Genomic DNA, 19,317 nt, shown 5'->3' with positions numbered 1-19,317 from the left:
TTTAGGAAAGTGAACCGAAAAGTTGGTTAAATAATAAGGAGGTTCAATATTGAACCTCCTTATTATTTAAAATGCGAGTTCATAAGGTTTCGGGGTAGGTGGTTGTGAGCGAAGTTCTCCTGCAGCTGCTAAGGCAAAATAGGGATTTCTTAAAAACTCTCTTCCTATGAAGATCAAATCGGCATCTCCGTTTGTCAATATGGTTTCTGCCTGATGTGCATTCGTGATTAAACCCACTGTACCAACGATTAAATTGTCTTTTATTTCTCTTTTGATGGCACTGGCGAAAGGTAATTGATATCCTGAACCGACTGTAATGTTAGCTTTAGGTACTGTTCCACCGGTCGAAACATCAACAATATCGATTCCAAATTGTGATAACTTTTTACTTAACCATTTTGAATCTTCAATTGTCCAACCCTGATCCATCCAATCTGTTGCTGAGATGCGTACCGCAATTGGAAGATTTGCAGGCCATACTTCTTTAATTTTATCAATGATTTCAAATAGAAAACGCGAGCGGTTTTCTCGGTTTCCACCATATTGATCGGTTCTTTTGTTCGAAATAGGGGATAAGAATTCATTGATTAGATAACCGTGTGCACTGTGTATTTCTATCAATTTAAAACCAGCTGTTAATGCTCTCTTAGTGGCATCTGCGAAAGCTTGTTGCACTGATGTGATATCTTCTGAACTCATTTCGCGTGGTGTTTGCATGTCTGGAGAGAATGCTATTGCAGACGGAGCAATAACTTCCCATCCATTTTCATCATGAGGCATCAACGGATGACTGTCACGTCCAGATGCCCACGTGCTTCCTTTTCTACCAGCATGTGCTAATTGGATTGCTGGGACACTGCCAGACTTCTCTATAAATGATGCAATTTTAGTAAGCATTTCAATATGATCATCTTTCCAGATTCCCAAGTCTCCAACTCCAATGCGTCCATCGGAATGGACTGCTGTCGCTTCGAGCATGACAGAACCTGCACCACCCATCGCTCTAGAGCCATAATGTACTAAATGCCAATCATTGGCAAAACCATCATTAGCCATATACATACACATGGGCGACGTAACGATCCTGTTTCTAAAAGTTACTGATTTTACAGTTAAAGGACTGAATAATTTTGACATATCTAAATTTTTATAACGAATTTTCACCAGAAAGGAAGGTCTTATGTCCAATGAAAAGTTGAAGTAATAGTTTTTGATTATTTCGTGTATAGATGGAATAGTTTTGAAACAATTTTCCATTCTCCATTTATTTTTATCAGGGAGTGATAATCTGTGAAATCTTCATCTGCGGCGTCATGTTCCATTTCAACACGAACTACCGCTGTGGTGGACGTTTTGTGTAACACCGTAAGATTGGTTTGAATATTTGGTGCCGCACCAAATTCTTGAACGTAAGCATAAAGGTTCTCTATACTACCTTGTGAAAGGTCGTGCTCTAAATGACCATACATAACAGCATCTTGATGAAATGCTTTTTTTAACTGTTCGATATTGCCCGTTTTTAGCCCATCCACGTATCCTGCTACAATGGCTAACACATCTTCGTAATCTTGTACAGTATTGCTGTTTTTATTTGTCGACATAATTTTATATTTTTTAATTTATGTTACAAATTTACAGACGATAAAAGGTTTTCATTTTTTTATAACGTCCAACTATTTATTCTATTAAGTCCAAATGAGCAGGAGAAATCGGGTTTGATGGCCATCTCTATTTTAATGACGAAATACGGTCGGTGCTTGTCCGTGGTATTCTTTAAAGATTCTCGAAAAATGTGAAATGTTTTCGAAGCCCAGAGAATAACAAATTTCTGAAACAGGCAATTGTGTTGCCTCTAACATTTCCTTCGCTTTTTCAAGACGTTTTTCCCGAATCCATGATGCAGGAGTCATATTGTAAATAGCTTTAAAATCTCGTTTAAAACTGGATAGGCTTCTGCCGGATAGATACGCTAATTCTGGTAAAGAAACTGGTGAGGCATAATGCATGTCCACAACATGACGGATATCCGCCCTCACGGGCTCATGCAACTGTAAAATTTGGAGAAACATATTCCGATTTCCCTCAGCGATGTCATACAGTAATTCCATGATCTTAAGGCGTAATTGTCCGGGCTGCACAACAGAATGATCCAAAAAATAAGGTTTCAAAGAATTTGCAAAAGCAACAAGGCACTCATTCATCGGGTAAACTTCCGTCTTTATTTCTCCTTCAATTTTCGGAACCTTTATTTCAGACATAGCTAAAAATGATTTTAATAAATCATCTTTGATGCTGAACATCAGGCTGTCATAGATATTGTCATTATCGGGGTTACCAATTTTATCGTATTTGACCGCCATGGCCTTTTTTAGCAGAATCATTTCATTTTTACCGACAACATACTGCTGTTTGCCATAAGTTAGCGTTGCAGATCCTTCGAGCACTATCATGAGGAGATGCTCTTCCAGATACATCGTTCCCTTAGCTTCCATACTATGGATGCATTGCTCGATAATAGAGCATCCGTCTAGCATTAATGCATTTTGAGGAGTAGGACCACTTATTAATGATGTTGGTACTTTGATCATTTTTTTCATAAACGATATTTAAAACTCAGATGATAAAGGAAATCAAAAGAAATTTGAATCACCGATTGATGACCAGTGAAGTAAAAAATATAATGCAAATATATTGAAATAAATAACACTTAACTTTTCTAATTAGTCCTTATATTTTGACTATTTAGTTCAAATAATTGACCAGTTTATGAAGGTATAAGTTTTCCAACATCTAAATCATGGGGCAGGAGATCTGCTTTTTTGCTTAAAAGTTTTAACAGAATTGCTATTACTTATTTTAAGAATAACTGAACTTTGCGCACCTGTACGAAAGATCTCATAGGTGATTTGATCTCCAGCTTTTTATGTTAACTCTTATAATATCAATGCTCTACCTTAATTCCATCCGATAATACTTTCTTTTGTGCTTTTATAAAACCCTCTTTATCCTGTTTAACCGCTTTAATGATCTCTTTCTGTTCTTTGGGTACCGTGTAGTATTTGTCTACCCATAATTGCATCTCAATCAATATCGGCAGTAAATCGATACCCTTTTTAGTAAGGGTGTATAACACTTTTGCTTTGCTTTCCGGATGATCCAGTTTACTGATCAGTCCATTTTCCTCCAGCATCAATAATCTTGAAGCTAATATATTGGTCGCAATCTTCTCACCAGATTTTAAAAAGTCGCTGTAGGTGCATTGTTTCAAGCGCATTAAATCCCGGATGAGCAATAAGGACCACTTATCTCCTAAAATATCTAGTGAACAACTGATAGGGCATTGCGATCTATTTTTCATAATAATGTACTTTTTTTTAAAAACACTTGCATTTTGCAAGTTGAATTTTATATTTGTACTTGCAAAATGCAAGCAAATTTACGATTTTAAATTATTAATACCATGGAAAACAGTGTCATATTTAATTCTTACCATAAAAATGGATTACAATTGCGGAACCGGATAGTGATGGCTCCCATGACCAGAAGCCGTTCTGATAATCCCGAAAATAAAGCAACAGCGTTGACTGCGCTGTACTACAAACAACGTGCTTCTGCTGGACTGATCATTACCGAAGGTACATTCATCAGCCCTGAGGGGGTAGGTGTTATACATGTTCCTGGAATTTATACGGAAGAGCAGAGCGCTGGCTGGAAATTGACTACGGAAGCTGTCCATGCTGAAAATGGAGTCATCTTTGCCCAGCTTTGGCACACTGGTGCATATTCACATCCAGATCTTCATCAGGGTAAAAAACCGTTGGCCCCTTCGGATGTAAATCCAGAACAGCAGGTTTTTACAGCAACGGGATTTAAACCTACTGTCGCTCCTCAGCCTATGACGGTTGCTGATATTAAAAGAACGGTTAATGATTTCAAACAAGGGGCGCTTCATGCTTTTGAAGCTGGATTTGACGGTGTTGAACTTCATGCTGCCAACGGCTATTTACTGCAGCAGTTTTTTAGCAAAAACGCTAATCTGCGCACCGATGAATATGGCGGATCGATCGAAAATAGAGCGCGCATTCTTTTCGAGATTTTGGATGCCATAAAAGAGGTTGCCGATATCCGTAAAGTTGCGGTTCGTCTCAATCCTTCTTTAAACGGTATTATGGGGATTTTGGTCGACGATGAGACCATTGCACTTTACAACTATCTAGTCAATAGGCTTCAAGATTACGACCTGGCCTATCTGCACTTGATAGAGCCGTTTACTGATGTTTCAGGAAATCCCAATGCTATCCAGGAGGTTGCCAAACATTTTCGTCCGCTTTATACAGGTACGATTATCATTAACCGTGGTTTTAATAAAGACACGGCAGATAAAGTTCTAAGCGATGGCGATGCCGACTTGGTTTCATTTGGTGTACCCTTTATTGCAAATCCTGATTTAGTGGAGCGTTACAGAACCGGAGCTGCACTAAATGTTCCGGATCAGAATACCTTTTATACCCCAGGTGAAAAAGGTTATACAGATTATAAAACTATAGATCAACAATTATAATATGAAAACAACAGGAAATACCATATTCATCAGCGGCGGAAGTGCCGGAATTGGATTAGCGATTGCTAAGAAATTAGATGCAGCAGGAAATAAAGTTATTATCAACGGCAGAAATGCAGAACGGCTTCAAAAGGCGTTAGAAGAACTGGATCAGGCAGTGGCCATTCAGGGAGATCTGTCGGTCGAATCAGATAGAGTCCGTATTGCCAATGATTTGAAAACAAATTATCCGGATGTTAATATCATCGTCAATAATGCAGGTGCAGCTTTTGCTTACCTCTTAAGTGAAACGATCGGAGCACATGAAAAAGCAGCTATTGAGATGAATACCAATTATTTCAGTGTTATCCATTTTACAGAATTGCTACTTCCACATCTTCTTCAGAAAGCTGAAGCGGCTGTTGTAAATATTTCATCAATAGCAGTGTTCGGAAGCCATGTAATGCTACCCACTTATGGGGCTACGAAAGCGGCGCTTCATAGCTATACTACCGCATTAAGACAGACCTATCAAGATCGGACACAGCTACAGGTTTATGAAGTTTATCCGCCTTTGGTCGATACCGAATTCTCCGCAGAAATAGGAGGAGCAAACGGTATTCCTGCTTCAGAGGTTGCCGATGAGTTGTTTTTAGCTTTGGGAAAAAATCAATTTGATGTTCCTGTAGGTGATACCAAACAGTTTTTCCAGGAAACGAACTAGTCAACAGAAACGGTTCTTCATTTTATGCTAAAATGAAGAACCGTTTTAAGTAATCCTCCTTATTTCAAATTAACAGGAAAACGATGGTCGTTTTATTAAATTACTAATTTCATATATATATCCGAATAAGGGTAGTTGTAAGACGGCGGCTTTCAGGTTCAAAGAAAAAGATTGCTATTGCAGAAGGAATCACACAGATGCATGTTAGGCTGGGTTAATCAAAAGATAGCGACCACGGCCATGCTTATTTTTTTAGCCTCATGTGAAGTAATATAAGAAAATTATTGTCTTAATCATTGGGTTTTCCGCAATTTTTATTGGAAGATATTATGTAATTTTAGGAACCAATTTGCTATTTCTTTTAAATAATTATAGCGGTTCTATAATGATTCGGTAGGAAGTCAAATTGCGGTTCCAGTTAGATGATGATGAATAACCGGATATATTTTTGAATTTGATGATCTCAAATAACTTTTAACAATAACTCGATCGTATTCCTTTATTAATTGAAAGAATTTTATGCCTGTTCCAACAAATAAATCTGAGCTACAATTAGCAATAAAAACGAATTTCGATAAACTGAAAAAGAACTTAAGTACAGTTCCCCATGAACAGACAGCGGTGAAGGATATGGAAGGTCATGGTAAAGGTACACGGATGAGTATCAACGATCTGCTGGCTTATTTGGTGGGGTGGGGAGAGCTTGTACTCAAATGGAATAGACAAAAGGATAATAACGAGGAGGTGTCTTTTCCTGAGTCTGGATTTAAATGGAATGAACTTGGTCGACTGGCACAAAAGTTTTACGACGATTATAAAGATGACGACTTTCATGTATTGATGGATAAGTTAAGCCATACTGTAGAGGCGATATTAGCATTAATAGCTAAAAAGTCAAATCATGAATTATATGAAACACCTTGGTATGACAAATGGACCTGCGGAAGAATGATCCAGTTCAATACTTCTTCACCTTATGCCAATGCGAGCAATCGAATTCGGAAGTGGAAGAAAGAAAATGGTTTAAAATAAACAAAGCACCTTATTTGATAATAAGGTGCTTTGTTTATTGCAGGCGTGGTCATATCTTACGGAGTCATATCCCATTTTTTTAAATAAACGATAATCAAAAATAGGAGGTCATGCGAAAGCCACCATGCGAAAGTTAAGTATCATATTTTTTTTTGAGCCAAAGACTGGCACGTACTAAGAGGATGAGGACCGGTACTTCAATCAATGGCCCAATAACGCCCACAAATGCCTGTGGAGAATGTATGCCGAAGATGGCTATCGCTACTGCAATGGCTAATTCGAAATTATTTCCGGTAGCCGTAAATGATATCGCTGCATTCTTATCATAGGCGACTTTCATCGATTTATTGATGAAAAAACTTATAAAAAACATCAGTACAAAATAAATCACCATTGGTACAGCCACTTTAACAACCTGCATGGGTAATTGAATGATCTGTTCGCCTTTTAAACTGAACATCAGCACAATGGTAAATAACAGGGCATATAACGTAAATGGTGATATTAGGGGTATGAATTTACGATGATACCAATTTTCACCTTTTATTTTGGGGAGAAATCTGTGACTTAAAAAGCCCGCAAAAAAAGGTATTCCTAAATAGATCAATACACTTTTGACAACTTCGCTCATCTCTATTGATATCGCATACTTTGCAAATCCAAAATAGGAGGGCAAAACATTGATAAACAACCATACAAATAAGCTATAGAACAGGACTTGAAATACACTGTTTAAAGCAATTAGAAGTGCGGCATATTCGCGGTTTCCTTTTGCTAAGTCATTCCATACGATCACCATCGCAATGCATCGTGCGAGTCCGATCAGAATTAACCCTACCATATAATCGGGTTCATTTCTTAAAAATAGCACTGCCAGTATAAACATCAAGATGGGGCCCACAATCCAATTCAGTAAAAGGGATAGACTCAACACTTTTTTATCTTTGAATGCCAAGGGCAGTAAATTGTAATTTACTTTAGCGAGTGGCGGGTACATCATAACGATTAATCCAATTGCCAATGGTATATTGGTGGCACCAATGGACAAGTGATCCATTACATCTGAAATACCGGGGAATACATTGCCTATTAGGATACCTAGTCCCATCGCCAGGAAGATCCACAAGGTAAGGTATCGGTCTAGAAATTTCATTTTTACCTGCATCCTATATTTTATTTAATTTGTGAAAAGACGTAAAACATTTCAGAAGCAATTTCTACGCTTCTATTCTGATAGATCTCATCCTCTTGCGCGGTATGGTCAGCTATTTTAGGATCTTCAAAAGTAACCGGTATCCGTTTTTCTGCTCCTGGAATAAAAGGGCATCCGCCATCTGCCTGTGAACAGGTCATGACTGCTGCAAAGTTGGATTCAGGATTGAAAGGGGAGTCGTATTTTTTAGAGAATCCAATAATAGGCAGAGCATTTTTATCGTATTTGAAGGCATAAACCGGATTTAAAGTCTCGGAAATGATCTTGACCTCAAGGCCCGCATTTTCAAGTGTTACGGCAACTTTAGGAAACAGTGCCGTCTCTTCAGTACCTCCTGAATAACAGGTTACGTTTGGTATTTGGTAATGCGCAGCAGCAATCTGTGCCCAGACCTGAGAGAGGTGACTTCGACGGGAGTTATGCGTACAGATGAAATTGATATTAATAGCTGAGCCAGCTGTAACTTTATCCTGAATATAATCAATCAGGGGCTGCAACGTAGATTTGCGCCCTTGATTGATCGTTAATTTCAGTATTTCCGAAATGGTCTTTACTAGTTTCGCGTTCATGTCGGTCTAATGATTAACAACAACCAGATCCTGGTGTGCAACTGTTTGAATTTGAACCGACTACTTGCAATGGATTGGGGATGCCACAGGCATCTTGTGCCAGACAAGCTGTGGTTTTGTTCGTTAAGACGAAATTCTTACCATTGAACGCTAATCCGTATTTTCCAATTGTACCACTTTGATATTCTACTTCAATCTCGTGATCTCCGATATTCAGTTTTATTTCGGAGAGTTCGATAATGTGTGCCAATTTTCCTGGTTTCAAACGGTGTTCATAATCATCTGCATTCCATAACTGGAAATTTACGGTGTTTTCCGTACGCGTAACGCCACCGCAGTCAATAAAAGTTTTACTGATCTGACCGACTTCGGTTACGTGGAAATGCTCTGGTACAAATGTTCCATCTTCTAATTGGAATTCAACATTTTCTAATGTTGGAAGAATCTGTTTGATTTCTGATAATTTCATAGTATTTCTATTTTATTATATCGTTATATTACGATGGTTGTGTGTAAAAAAAATTAAGTTACTTTTTAAAAGGCATTAGCCTTAAGCAGTTCTTAGCAGCATTTTTGATTGTTTACGGATAGGATTATATTACCAAAATAGGCTTTTAGGATCCCGAAAGTTTTTTCATCAATGCAGTAACAGATGGATGTTCCTTCGATATTCCCTTTTATTAATCCCGCATTTTTTAGTTCTTTTAAATGTTGCGAAATCGTGGATTGTGCTAATGGTAATTCGTCAACAATATCGCTACAGATACAGGCATTTACTTTCAATAGGTATTCGATAATGGCAATACGAGCAGGGTGACCAAGTGCTTTCGCAATGTTGGCAATGTTATTTTGCTGGTCGGTAAAGTGAATCGTTTTTGTAGCGCCCATGGTATGATGATTTGTATATCGCAATATTACGATTAATGAATTGAATTCTAAAAATTTTTTCTGAAAAAGATTTATAAATGACAAAAAAATACTCTTAGGTGATAAGAAGGGTATCTTGACGAAGCCTAAATACAGTGACGATTAGCATTTCGCTGTTCTTTATTCCAGACTTAACAACTGGTATGACTTTTTTAAAGCCTATGGTCAAGTAATGTCAATGAGGAAGCTGCACACATTGTAGTTTGCGTAATCAATCTGGTTTTTACTTGTTAAAAAAATGGGAAATTTGAATAAATATGACCGGATTGAAGGCTCTTATTAGGGGATAAAACCTTATCTTTGTTTAGAATCAATCTACACAAATATTAAAACAGAAATGAAGAAAATTATCGTCCTATTGTTGTTAGCGCTTGGTAGCGGAAGCCATGGTATGGCACAACAAAAAGCAAAAAGAGAAGTTTTGCCTGCAGCGGTGCAAATTAAAATAGCAGTACAAGCTGCACCTACAGAGTTTAGAGAAGGAGCACAAGTATATGGTTATGATAGTGAAGGAAAGTTTGTTGTTTTAAGAGCTGGTACTAACGATTATATCTGCCTGGCACCTGATTATAAACTTCCCATGTTGTACGCTTATGCTTATCCAAAAAGTTTGGAACCATTTATGGCTAGAGGTAGAGAATTGATCGCGGAAGGAAAGCGTAGAGAACGCGATGATATTCGCGAGCAGGAATTTAAAGCTGGTAAATTGATCATACCACAACAGCCGACGATGCTATACGGTTATTGGGGTTCTTTGGAACAGCTTAATAAAGAAACTGGAGAGATGGCTGATGCGAAACGCCGTTATGTACTGTATGTTCCTTTTGCTAAAGCTGCCGATTTAGGTATGGCAAGTAAACCTACTGTTCCGGGTATTCCATGGTTGATGGATGAAGGTAGTTACAAAGCACATATCATGATTAATCCTGCAGATATGGGGCATTCGCACTGACCTGCAAAATAAATTTTTGAGTATAAAAAAAGAGCAGCCTTTTTCAAGGCTGCTCTTTTTTTATATCCTATTTCTTTTCTTTTTTCATGACATGTTTAGTCTTGAGTGCTTGATCTTTTACTGCTTGGGGAACTTTATCGTCCTTCAGGAGCTGATCGCAGGTATTGAAAATGGCTTCTCTTTGATATGAAAGGGGAAACCAGCTCATTGCTTCTAATGCTGCAATGCGAATCGTTTCGGATTCAGATGGATCTTCAATCAGCGTGAGCACTGTGGGTACTAAACGATGGAAACGGTAAAGGCGCAATGTTGTGATCTCGCCAAGGCGTTCTTTCTCGGTCTGTTTTTTGTCGCGTATGTTGGCTTCCATTTTCTCTACCTTGGTGCTGTTATAGTCAATGTCTTTCAAAAGTTGATCACTTAAGTTTGCTGCATTGTAGATGCTCTTATTTTGACGCACTTGATTTTCAATTTCTTTTTTTAGCAATTCGGGATTGAAAAATGTCATGTTTGTTCTCAATCGGTAATTTATACGTTCGGAATGCGGGTCACTGACATAGAATGCAATAAGATCTTTTGCAAAATCATCGCCTCCAAATTCTCCTAAATCATACACTGCTCTACGTCTGATAAATTCGTAAGCATCATTTTTTGCAGCATGTAATACTTCAAAATATTGCTCGTTTTCATAGTTTCTAAGAAGTGCAAATGCTTGCATCCGTGTCGTTTCGAAAGGTGAGGTAAAGTAGGTGTTTTTTAAGATCTGCGCCATCTCGGCTTCAGGCAACTGTTTCTGTAAATATACAAGAGCTAATGACTGCAGATCGGCATCATTTTCTTGCAGTAATTTTTTCCAGTAAGAAATTTTTGCGCCACTAGCGATCGCATTATTGATTTCCTGGCTTCGTTTACTTGTAAAATTAAAAGTAGGATCGCCGAGGATATGGGTCTCGAGATAAGCAATGTGTTTGAACCAATTGCCTACGCGGACACCATGTTGCAAAGTACCCATCAGCTCTGCTGGCCACAAATCTTGCAGTACGCCAATACTATTGGCAATGGCAGCAACATTTTTATTTTCCGAGAAGGGGTAATAGCCTGCTAAATAATTGTCCAGGTGGAATGAACCGGTTAAACAAGAATTGAGGTATACCAATCTTGCTTGTATAGCGGCATCTTTGACATCCCATATTTGAACGTCAAGGTTGTCATTGAAAACCGAGTCTGAATCCATAACCGCTTTTTCAAACGCGTTGGTCATCCATTTATCCGAAACTCCTAATGAGGTCTTGAAACTTTCTTTTACTTTTTCGACATCTCTTCCATCTTCTTTTGCAGCTCTGATTTTGGAACGTAAATAGCGTCCTACATTTTCCATAGAAGGCTGCGGATTGGATGCGAGTGGATAACCATTGATCAATTGTAGTGTTGCGGTTCCATGTCCGGTCATAAATGCGAAATCAAGTCCTTCTCGTTTTAATTCGCGAAGCAGGTTGTATTTCATAAAATCAGCGTTTCTGAAATTTAAAAACTTGATGGAATTTCCAGGTTTGTACAGATCTGGAAATTGTGATTTCAGTGCCAGTACATCGCCAGCAAACGAGTTCATTGAATTGGAGTTATAACCATGACCGGTAGAGGCTACCATATCAGTAAGCGGATTATTCTCTTCACGCAATGTTACTAATTTATTGAGATAAGACTTGATTTTTTGCGTGGCATCTTCACCTTTTTCAACAGGTGGCTTGATACGGGCAGAATAGATGTCCATCTCAATGTATTGTGGCGAAGTGCCATTGAGACTATAGTAATAATAGTGGGTACGTCCTTTTGCTGTATCTTGTTTTATGAAATCCAGCTGTAGATCGAAATCATCGTAATAACGGTCGGACGGTACGGAGGATTTATCCCATCTTATTTTTTGATTCATCTTGAAAGCAGATGTCAGGTACTGCGCATCACGGATCATAACGATAGGAATATCGCCAATTAGGACTGTTCCTTCAAGAGCTTGTTTACCTTTATATAACTGCTGCAGCTGTTCGCGGATCTGCTCGGGTTTCTGCCAGTTATGTGCTATGATGTAGGTACCTAATCCATCTTTCTCGATGGATTGGCGATAAGCCATAACTTCAGCACGTGCACTTTCAAAAGTTTTGCTGTCAATAACAATTGCAAAGCTTGTTTTTGATTGTACAGATGGACGGATGAGCTCTTGGCCGTAGCTATAGGCAACGGCGGCGAAAGAACTTAGCAGTAGGATTGCTTTTTTTATTTTAATGGTATTCATCATGTCTATTTTCCGGATCTTTTTTGAGTTTAAATTAAAATGTATTGATGCCAATTGATAATTGTGTCAGGTATCGGTTGTCTCCTTTTTGAATGATGCCGCTGTTATTCATTGCGCTGCTGATCAGTCCGGAAGCTTTTATGTAAAGCTGATTTTCTCTTTTTCCAAAGGGTTTCAAATGGTATTTGATATGTGCTTCATTTGTCCAGGTATTGACCTTATTGTAATCGTGCATGGGAAGAAATACTTCATGGGCAACAAAATTACTGGAGTAGGATTTGTCGGTGTACAAAATTTCATCGTGAACAAGAAAGTCATAAGCAGATTTAAGCTGCAGGGACAGAGCTCTTTTGTTGGACAATGGATAGCGTTTATCAAAGCTTAGATCCAGATTGATTTTATCGATCAGCTGTTTATTCTTTGGGTTTGCATATCTATTATCAAGACTATGATAAGCGGCATTCCCTTTTAACCACCAATCAACCTGACCATCTTTTCTTTCTTTACTCAATAAATAGGAGAGACGGGTATTGTTTCTTAGCATGGTGCTCATGATACTGGAGTATACGGTCTCATACTGCTTGGTATCTGGATTTTGTATTTGATGATATTCCGTATTGTCCATGTCCTTCAATGTCCACGTTATTCCGATCTGATGGGAAGTTCTATTTATTTTCCAATCGAAGTAAGAAGATGCCTGATATTGTTTAAAAGCGTGTTTTCCTGCTTGCTGTAAGTAGATGCTCCCATCTGTGACGTCTTCGTATCCATTGCGGTAATCCAAGTTTATTGTCCATTGTTTTCCGGCACTGCGATGAACGTAATCCACTGCTCCGCCCAATGTGCGGCCTTCATAGGTGCGATTATAACCTACCGTTAAGATATAGGGCGCACTATTCTGGTACTCGCCGGCTCCTAATAAGCGATATAAATTAAACTGACGGTTTTTTCCAACTGTTTCTATACTCAGATCCTCTTTATAGAAAAGGTAATGTCCTGTAAGCCCAACGATATTTTGATCATCAAGTTTATACGTGATGCTGGGCGACAGGCTGAGGTTGCTGGTATTGTCAAGTGGCCGTGGATCTTTCTGCCTAGCTCCGGTCTGCATATCGTACTGAATACGGATACCCGCATTCATTCGATCATGTGCAAATGTCGGTGTGGCGACCTGAAGCTGTAAGCCATATTTTTGTTTCTTCCAATCGGCAGATAGTGAATCGATCAGTTGATAAGGGTTGTCACGGTAGGGATCGGTGTGTGCTGTGAGTCCCACTTCTTTATCTTTGCTGGATTGAAAATTGAAATGACCATAGAAGGTCCAATCGTTGAGACGCTGATAACGAGCTGACGAAAAATTGACTCCCTGGGTTGACTTTGAGCTGTAGGGCGAGCGGAAGTCTCCGCCTTTATAGTACGCTCCAATTTCATTTTCTCCCTCTAATGGAAGGGTCATATAGCGTAATAATGCCGCATTGGAACTTTTGAGTAGGGGTTCTTTGATTTTAAAATAGTCGTATGTTGGTACTGTTTGTGCCGTAGCAACATGACCAAGACCGAGTATCAGATATATGCTGGCAAATAGGTTCTTTTTCATGATTACTATTTAATTTTTCTTGGTGTTGGATTGTTGTTTACTTCAAAATCTTCGGATGAATTGTTGGTATCCATTAACACAGCCCGTTGTCCGATTGTACTTTTAACTTTCCGGATGACCGATCTGCCGGAATTAGCCACTCCGACGTAAGTCAGTCCGGCATCTACCGTTTCGGGCAATCGTTTCTTGTCCATCGTGATGGTAGAATTGCCGACGCAGTCTACGGCGTCGAGCACCGCGCTGACTGGTACCTGTAGAAAACGTGTTGTACCGCTTACATTAGGTTCTGTCATCGAGGGGAAATCAGTTACTGAAGCATCTCTGAATAAAACTAATCCTGCACCATTGATCCCAATATTCCAGTCAAATCCAGCAGTGGTATTGTAATATTGATGGATCATGTTAGGGACATCGGGGTTGTCGGTATCCCGAATATTAGTGCCTGTAGGATTGAAATAGGTCTCAAAGTCAGCAATACCTTTTCCTAGGTCGGTCGGGGAATTGGGGTTACCGTTTGGATCTGTTTTGTGATTAAGTGCTGTAACAGCAATTACAATAGATGCTCCAGGCTCTACCGGATATTCTTTACCTGTGCCGGGAACCATCCAAGCTTGTGCGAGGTAAACATAGTTTTTGTCGGGATAAAATCCATAGACTGAATTGGATGATGTTTTTGTATTTCCAACCACGAGACTATCGGCATATTGCACCGCTGTGCTATTGTTGTATATTTCGATGAAGCCATCATAGAGATAGTTGGTTCCTGCGGGAGTTTTTGATCCGGTATAATAGAATTCCTTGATCACAAATCCGCCAGCTACACTTCCAGTTAATTGGATCGTACTGGTTGCCGCTTCGGTGATCCGAAGGGTGGGGATGTTGCCATTGCAGAAGATTTCTTCGGCAATACCTACCAGTTGTTCTGCTTCTGCAGGGGTGATGGTTTTGGAAGCAGTGACGGTATAGATACCGGGTGTGATATCCGTCATACTGATACGGCCTTCACTATCGGATCTGTATTCTTCACTGGCCCCGGTAATGGTATTTTTAAGTGTTACTTTGACTTCACTTGCCAGCTTTGTGCTGTAATTTTCGGGATAATGTACGGTAAAATTATAGTCCAGTGTATCGTAGCTGTAATAGTCTTTACGACAGGAAGTCAGCAAGAATAGGAGCCCGCTTAGGATCAGTATATGAGTGTTTTTCATGTCAGTTTAGAATTTAATCGTTATTTCTGTTCCGTAGAACATGCTGATATTACGTTTCGAATATTCTTGTGGATATCGCGTGCTCGCTTGTAATGGACGATGGTTGAATACATTGTTGGCGTAGAATGAAAAGCCCATGTTATTGGCAAATTCTTTTGTCATCTTGAGATTGAAGAGCCATAGCGGTTTCCAGCTTTCGGCTTTGAAATAACCATCATTTAAACTGAGGTAAATATCGCGATCTGCTTCTGTGATGGATTGGCGTTCGGTTTCTGTAAAATAAGTGATCTGAGGTGAACTGCCGGCAGCACCTACAGGAATGTAACCAACAGGTATGCTGGAATAATTGAGATATTGATGTTTATCTTTCCAGATGGTCTGCGCGGTGGCGGTAATGATAAATCTAAATTCTGGGATGTTATGTATCGCCCTTAAAGTGGTTACAAATCGCTCTTGCTGCACACCTCTTGCTTCAAATACACCAATTCTTTTTAGGGGCATATTAGGCGCATTTTGCAATAGGATGTACGGATTAGCGGTTGTTAGTTTCGTGGATAGGTATGCTCCATTTAGAACAAATGATGTACGGATATTGTCGAATCGACCAAAATCAAAATCAAACTCGATTCCTTTATTGAGGATATTACGGTCATTACTCGGAGCGTTGAATGTTGAAACAATGACGCTTTCGCCAACATCGGTGCTAAGTACAGGAGGCTGACCTACGGGTGACTCGATGACAGTATAGGTTGGAATGGAGAAAAATTTAACACTATTGAGGTTGGTGTTCATCTCATAACCGTTCTTGGTTTCTTCATAGTATCCTGTTATTGAAAATCGTTTTTTACCACGCGTATAATCCAGTCCCAATTCTTTTTTTGTGGCTTTTGCAATCTTCAAATCTGGATTTGCGGTATCAAAAACCCGTGTGCTGATGATGGCCATTGCCTCTGCAGGATTTTCCTTATAGTGATTTAAGCTGAAGGCGTCATAATAAGCGCGATCTGGATAAAGATAGAGGAGGGTTGGCGATTTTGCAGTCATACCATATCCACCGCGAATGGTAAAGTCTTTGATGAATTCATACGAAGCATTTATTCTTGGAGCCAGTACGGATTGCGAGAAACTTCCGAAAGGCTGTATCTGGTCCCAACGTACTCCTGCCTGTACATGTAGGTCACGATTAAAAATCTGCATGGAATAGCGATCTTCAAGGTATACTCCGAATTGATTTAAGGAGGGGATATCTTTGTAAGAACGTGGTCTAAATCCTAATGGATCGGCTGTTCGGTAAGGATTGTTTGGGTCAACTGTACGACCAGAGCCAAAGTTAGCATCTAGGCGATAGTCTGCTCCGAGAAGGAAACGGTGTGTACCTTCACCTGTTTTCAGGTAAAAATCATCAGAGAGCTTGGCAAAGATGTTGAGAGGCTTGCCCTCGATCCATAACTGATTGAGGAATGTCGCCGGTAGATAGGGGACCTGCTGCGTTACATTTTCGGTTGCCGTACTATTAGCAGACACACTGAGGGTGTTTAAACGTTGCTGATATCCTTTTTGTAAACTGTAGTTACCCGATAGGGTATAATTAAGATTACGGGCAAACTGCTTGTTTAATTTCCATTTACCATTGGTTGAAAACTGGTAGGCGTAATTCTGTGCCTTATTGATGATCTGTTCTGCTTGATAATCAGGATCTACTTTGTTATCATCGAGGTTCATGCCGAAGGAGAATGTCGTATTGGAATATAGCGGACGTTCTTTTCCAAAGGTATTGGTATACTGCATGGACCCGGTCATGCGTTCGTAAGCAGAATAAGCAGTTATCTGGTTGTCGTAAGCCTTTGTGAAATCCAGATCGACAAATAAATTTCCTCTATTTTTTCCGAGGCTAAAACCTTGGCCAGCCCAGAACTGCGTGAGTTTGGGATTGAGTCTGGCTTTTACCTGTAAGGGTTCTACACCGGCTTTGGTACTGACAAGTATAGCTCCAGAGGTAAGATCGCCGTATTCAACGGACGGAATACCGCGTATGACTTCTACCGATTCAATGTTGTCTGCTGAAAGTTGACGCATGTCTGTACCCATACCACTGGATGTAGAAAAACCTGCAAGTACACCGGAGGTGACTGTGTTCATGGACTGGAGGTTGGCGTTGTTAGACTGCGGCGCACCATTGACAATGACCGATGTACCCATTGAACTCATATTGTCGCCGGGAGATGCGGCATCTCCTGAATATTGACGAATACTCGTTTTATTGGGGTTTGTGAAGCTTGGATTGGAGACTATCGCTCCCGGTAACAGCTGTAGGATCTCGCCCAAATGTGTTGCTTGCATATGCTCGATAGCCTTACGGGAAATCACTGTTGAAGTGGCACCATCTCTACGTTGTTCTTTTCCAACAACAACGACATCTTTTAGGGTAATGCTGTTTTCTGTCAAAAGAAACTGAAGCTCAGTGGTTGGAAAGCTAATTTTTTGTTGTTCTTCCAGCATACCGAGATATTGTACGACTATGGTATAAGTACCTTTTGGGATTTTAGAGAAAGAGAATTTACCCGATTCATCGGTTTTACTGTATAAACCCAGTTCTAAAATTTGAACTGTGGCTCCGACTAGAGGATCTTTATTGCTGTTTCGTCTCACAGTTCCTGTCAGATTTTGTTGTTGCGGCGATAGCTTTGTTTCTATTGATGCTGACTGTTGGGCCATAGAATCATCAATAAGCGTGGTTTGCAAAGATAAAAGCGCAAAGAAAAGTATAGGTTTTCTCATTGTACTCGTATATCAGAATAAGTTAATATTATGCATGTTGGTGCAGATTATAGGTGATGTGCCAGCAAAGATAGGTAAATCATTTTATTTAGACAGCTTCTAAATAAAATGATTTGTCATTTATTTGTCGGCTTTACATTTCTCTGACGATTGAAAAGAAATAAGTTCAAAGTATTGATAGACGCTCAGGCTACCTATTTATAGGAAGTAGCAATAGTTGCCACTTTTAGCTTTTACCGAGGGTAGCATAAGATTTTATTGATCGTAAAGACGCTAGGTTTTGGGAGTACGTACTGAAATGCTGATTTTATAGTTAGCATAATCGGCAAAATTCGGCAGAACAGAAATAGAAGAATTGATTTGTCAAGGGTTCTGCTAAAGATGATTTGGAAGGAAATGTTGCGATCGTCAATATTTTACACAAACGTAATTATCAAAGAGGTATCGATGGCGATATTAATGCTAGAGTTATGTAAGATTATCAAAAAGGGACTGATGGTAATTCTACCCATCAATCCCTTTTATGCTATTACTTTTGACGATGCAGATATTATATAAGTACCCTATCTTCTTCTGTAAAATATCCTGCCATGCTGCATTCATTTCGTACCTTAGAACATCACTACAATGCAGTTGAGAGGGTATAACTTTTCCATTGTTCAACATCATGTGTGATGATATCCATTTTTTTGTAGACAACGTCATAGGCATCACTACCTAAGAACAAATGCACCGGTGGGTTTTCTTTCTTGCTTATCGCGATCAATACATCGGCCGCTTTTTCGGGATCATTGGGCTGGTTGCCATCAATGTCATTCAAGTGTGCTTGTTCAGACTGGCGGGCTGCTTCGTAATCTGCTATGGTATGCTTCGGTGTTTTGACCGATCCTTTAGCAAGGAAATCGGTGCGAAAATATCCGGGATATACAACCGTTGCTTTTATTCCGAAACCTTTTACTTCTTCAGCTAAACCTTCTGTTAAACCTGCAACAGCAAATTTAGTGGCACAGTAAATACCCCAACCTGCAAATCCACCTGAATAACCACCTATTGAAGCGATATTGAAAATATGTCCCGATTTATTTTGACGTAAGTGGGGCATTACGTTTCGAATGATATTCAAGGTGCCAAAGACATTGATGTCAAAATTGCTTCTTGATTCCTCGTCCGTTAGTTCTTCTATGGTGCCTATCTGTCCAAAGCCCGCATTGTTGACAACAACATCCAGTTGCCCAAAATGTGCGATACTTGTTGCAATTGCTTTTTTTACATCCTCGTTATCGGATAAGTTTACTTCTATCGGAAGGAATAGATCCGATATAGCGCCGATTTCTTTGATTAATGGCTGTGTATTCCGTGAGGTTGCAATAACCCGAAATCCTTCTTGTAATAATTTTTTTACTAATGATAAGCCTAAACCTTTCGAGGCTCCTGTTACCAACCATACTTTTTGTGTTTCCATCGTTTTGATTTTTATGATAACACAA

17 protein-coding genes are annotated in these 19,317 nt (G+C 39.4%); 4 read left to right on the top strand and 13 right to left on the bottom strand.

Translation table 11 applies throughout. The features are described from left to right. Nucleotides 1-66: 66 nt before the first annotated feature. The 4 genes from ACFS6I_RS11705 to ACFS6I_RS11690 all read right to left on the bottom strand — a co-directional run bounded on the left by ACFS6I_RS11705 (nt 67) and on the right by ACFS6I_RS11690 (nt 3,358). On the bottom strand, nt 67-1,137 hold the full coding sequence (locus tag ACFS6I_RS11705) for an NADH:flavin oxidoreductase/NADH oxidase (protein ID WP_380920700.1): 1,071 nt from the start codon (nt 1,135-1,137) through the stop codon (nt 67-69). A 77-nt stretch (nt 1,138-1,214) separates the two neighbouring features. Further along, complete coding sequence (locus ACFS6I_RS11700) at nt 1,215-1,601, bottom strand: nuclear transport factor 2 family protein (protein ID WP_021190986.1); 387 nt, start codon at nt 1,599-1,601, stop codon at nt 1,215-1,217. Between the two features lie 132 nt (nt 1,602-1,733). Further along, nucleotides 1,734-2,597 (bottom strand): AraC family transcriptional regulator, encoded by an 864-nt coding sequence (locus ACFS6I_RS11695; protein WP_380920698.1) that lies wholly within the window; start codon nt 2,595-2,597, stop codon nt 1,734-1,736. 344 nt (nt 2,598-2,941) lie between these two features. Further along, the gene (locus ACFS6I_RS11690; RefSeq protein WP_183913853.1) at nt 2,942-3,358 is read right to left on the bottom strand and encodes a winged helix-turn-helix transcriptional regulator; all 417 of its coding nucleotides are present in this window, start codon (nt 3,356-3,358) and stop codon (nt 2,942-2,944) included. A 102-nt stretch (nt 3,359-3,460) separates the two neighbouring features. On the opposite strand from ACFS6I_RS11690, the gene ACFS6I_RS11685 reads away from it, so the two are divergent. From ACFS6I_RS11685 to ACFS6I_RS11675, 3 genes are all read left to right on the top strand, one after another. Further along, the gene (locus ACFS6I_RS11685) at nt 3,461-4,561 is read left to right on the top strand and encodes an alkene reductase (protein WP_380920696.1); all 1,101 of its coding nucleotides are present in this window, start codon (nt 3,461-3,463) and stop codon (nt 4,559-4,561) included. 1 nt (nt 4,562) lies between these two features. Continuing rightward, nucleotides 4,563-5,264 (top strand): SDR family oxidoreductase, encoded by a 702-nt coding sequence (locus ACFS6I_RS11680; RefSeq protein WP_380920694.1) that lies wholly within the window; start codon nt 4,563-4,565, stop codon nt 5,262-5,264. Between the two features lie 519 nt (nt 5,265-5,783). Beyond that, nucleotides 5,784-6,296 carry a ClbS/DfsB family four-helix bundle protein gene (locus tag ACFS6I_RS11675; RefSeq protein WP_380920692.1) on the top strand — a complete coding sequence of 171 codons (513 nt, stop codon included), beginning with the start codon at nt 5,784-5,786 and terminating at the stop codon, nt 6,294-6,296. A 133-nt stretch (nt 6,297-6,429) separates the two neighbouring features. Here the strand turns inward: ACFS6I_RS11675 and arsB are convergent, their stop codons facing one another. From arsB to ACFS6I_RS11655, 4 genes are all read right to left on the bottom strand, one after another. Beyond that, entirely contained in the window at nt 6,430-7,461 is a 1,032-nt protein-coding gene (arsB, locus tag ACFS6I_RS11670; RefSeq protein WP_380920690.1) for an ACR3 family arsenite efflux transporter, read from the bottom strand. A gap of 8 nt (nt 7,462-7,469) precedes the next feature. After that, nucleotides 7,470-8,078, bottom strand: a complete 609-nt coding sequence (locus ACFS6I_RS11665) for an arsenate-mycothiol transferase ArsC (protein ID WP_380920688.1) — start codon at nt 8,076-8,078, stop codon at nt 7,470-7,472. Nucleotides 8,079-8,091: 13 nt separating this feature from the next. After that, nucleotides 8,092-8,547, bottom strand: a complete 456-nt coding sequence (locus ACFS6I_RS11660) for a DUF6428 family protein (RefSeq protein ID WP_380920686.1) — start codon at nt 8,545-8,547, stop codon at nt 8,092-8,094. Between the two features lie 92 nt (nt 8,548-8,639). Next, nucleotides 8,640-8,966: an ArsR/SmtB family transcription factor gene (locus ACFS6I_RS11655; RefSeq protein ID WP_021192054.1), complete on the bottom strand. Its 327-nt coding sequence runs from the start codon at nt 8,964-8,966 to the stop codon at nt 8,640-8,642. A gap of 376 nt (nt 8,967-9,342) precedes the next feature. On the opposite strand from ACFS6I_RS11655, the gene ACFS6I_RS11650 reads away from it, so the two are divergent. Beyond that, nucleotides 9,343-9,957: a hypothetical protein gene (locus ACFS6I_RS11650; protein WP_380920684.1), complete on the top strand. Its 615-nt coding sequence runs from the start codon at nt 9,343-9,345 to the stop codon at nt 9,955-9,957. A gap of 67 nt (nt 9,958-10,024) precedes the next feature. On the opposite strand, the gene ACFS6I_RS11645 is transcribed toward ACFS6I_RS11650, so the two are convergent. The 5 genes from ACFS6I_RS11645 to ACFS6I_RS11625 all read right to left on the bottom strand — a co-directional run bounded on the left by ACFS6I_RS11645 (nt 10,025) and on the right by ACFS6I_RS11625 (nt 19,292). Continuing rightward, nucleotides 10,025-12,250 (bottom strand): HEAT repeat domain-containing protein, encoded by a 2,226-nt coding sequence (locus tag ACFS6I_RS11645; RefSeq protein ID WP_380920682.1) that lies wholly within the window; start codon nt 12,248-12,250, stop codon nt 10,025-10,027. A 31-nt stretch (nt 12,251-12,281) separates the two neighbouring features. Beyond that, complete coding sequence (locus tag ACFS6I_RS11640; protein ID WP_380920680.1) at nt 12,282-13,844, bottom strand: DUF6850 family outer membrane beta-barrel protein; 1,563 nt, start codon at nt 13,842-13,844, stop codon at nt 12,282-12,284. 5 nt (nt 13,845-13,849) lie between these two features. Then, the gene (locus tag ACFS6I_RS11635) at nt 13,850-15,052 is read right to left on the bottom strand and encodes a DUF4876 domain-containing protein (RefSeq protein ID WP_380920678.1); all 1,203 of its coding nucleotides are present in this window, start codon (nt 15,050-15,052) and stop codon (nt 13,850-13,852) included. A gap of 6 nt (nt 15,053-15,058) precedes the next feature. After that, complete coding sequence (locus tag ACFS6I_RS11630; protein ID WP_380920676.1) at nt 15,059-17,830, bottom strand: TonB-dependent receptor; 2,772 nt, start codon at nt 17,828-17,830, stop codon at nt 15,059-15,061. Nucleotides 17,831-18,452: 622 nt separating this feature from the next. After that, nucleotides 18,453-19,292 (bottom strand): SDR family NAD(P)-dependent oxidoreductase, encoded by an 840-nt coding sequence (locus ACFS6I_RS11625; protein ID WP_380920674.1) that lies wholly within the window; start codon nt 19,290-19,292, stop codon nt 18,453-18,455. Nucleotides 19,293-19,317 lie beyond the last annotated feature (25 nt).

Source organism: Sphingobacterium anhuiense (assembly GCF_042686355.1).
GTDB lineage: Bacteria > Bacteroidota > Bacteroidia > Sphingobacteriales > Sphingobacteriaceae > Sphingobacterium > Sphingobacterium anhuiense.
The sequence above is the reverse complement of the archived record's forward strand: the minus strand, read 5'-3'. Positions and strand labels throughout refer to the sequence as shown.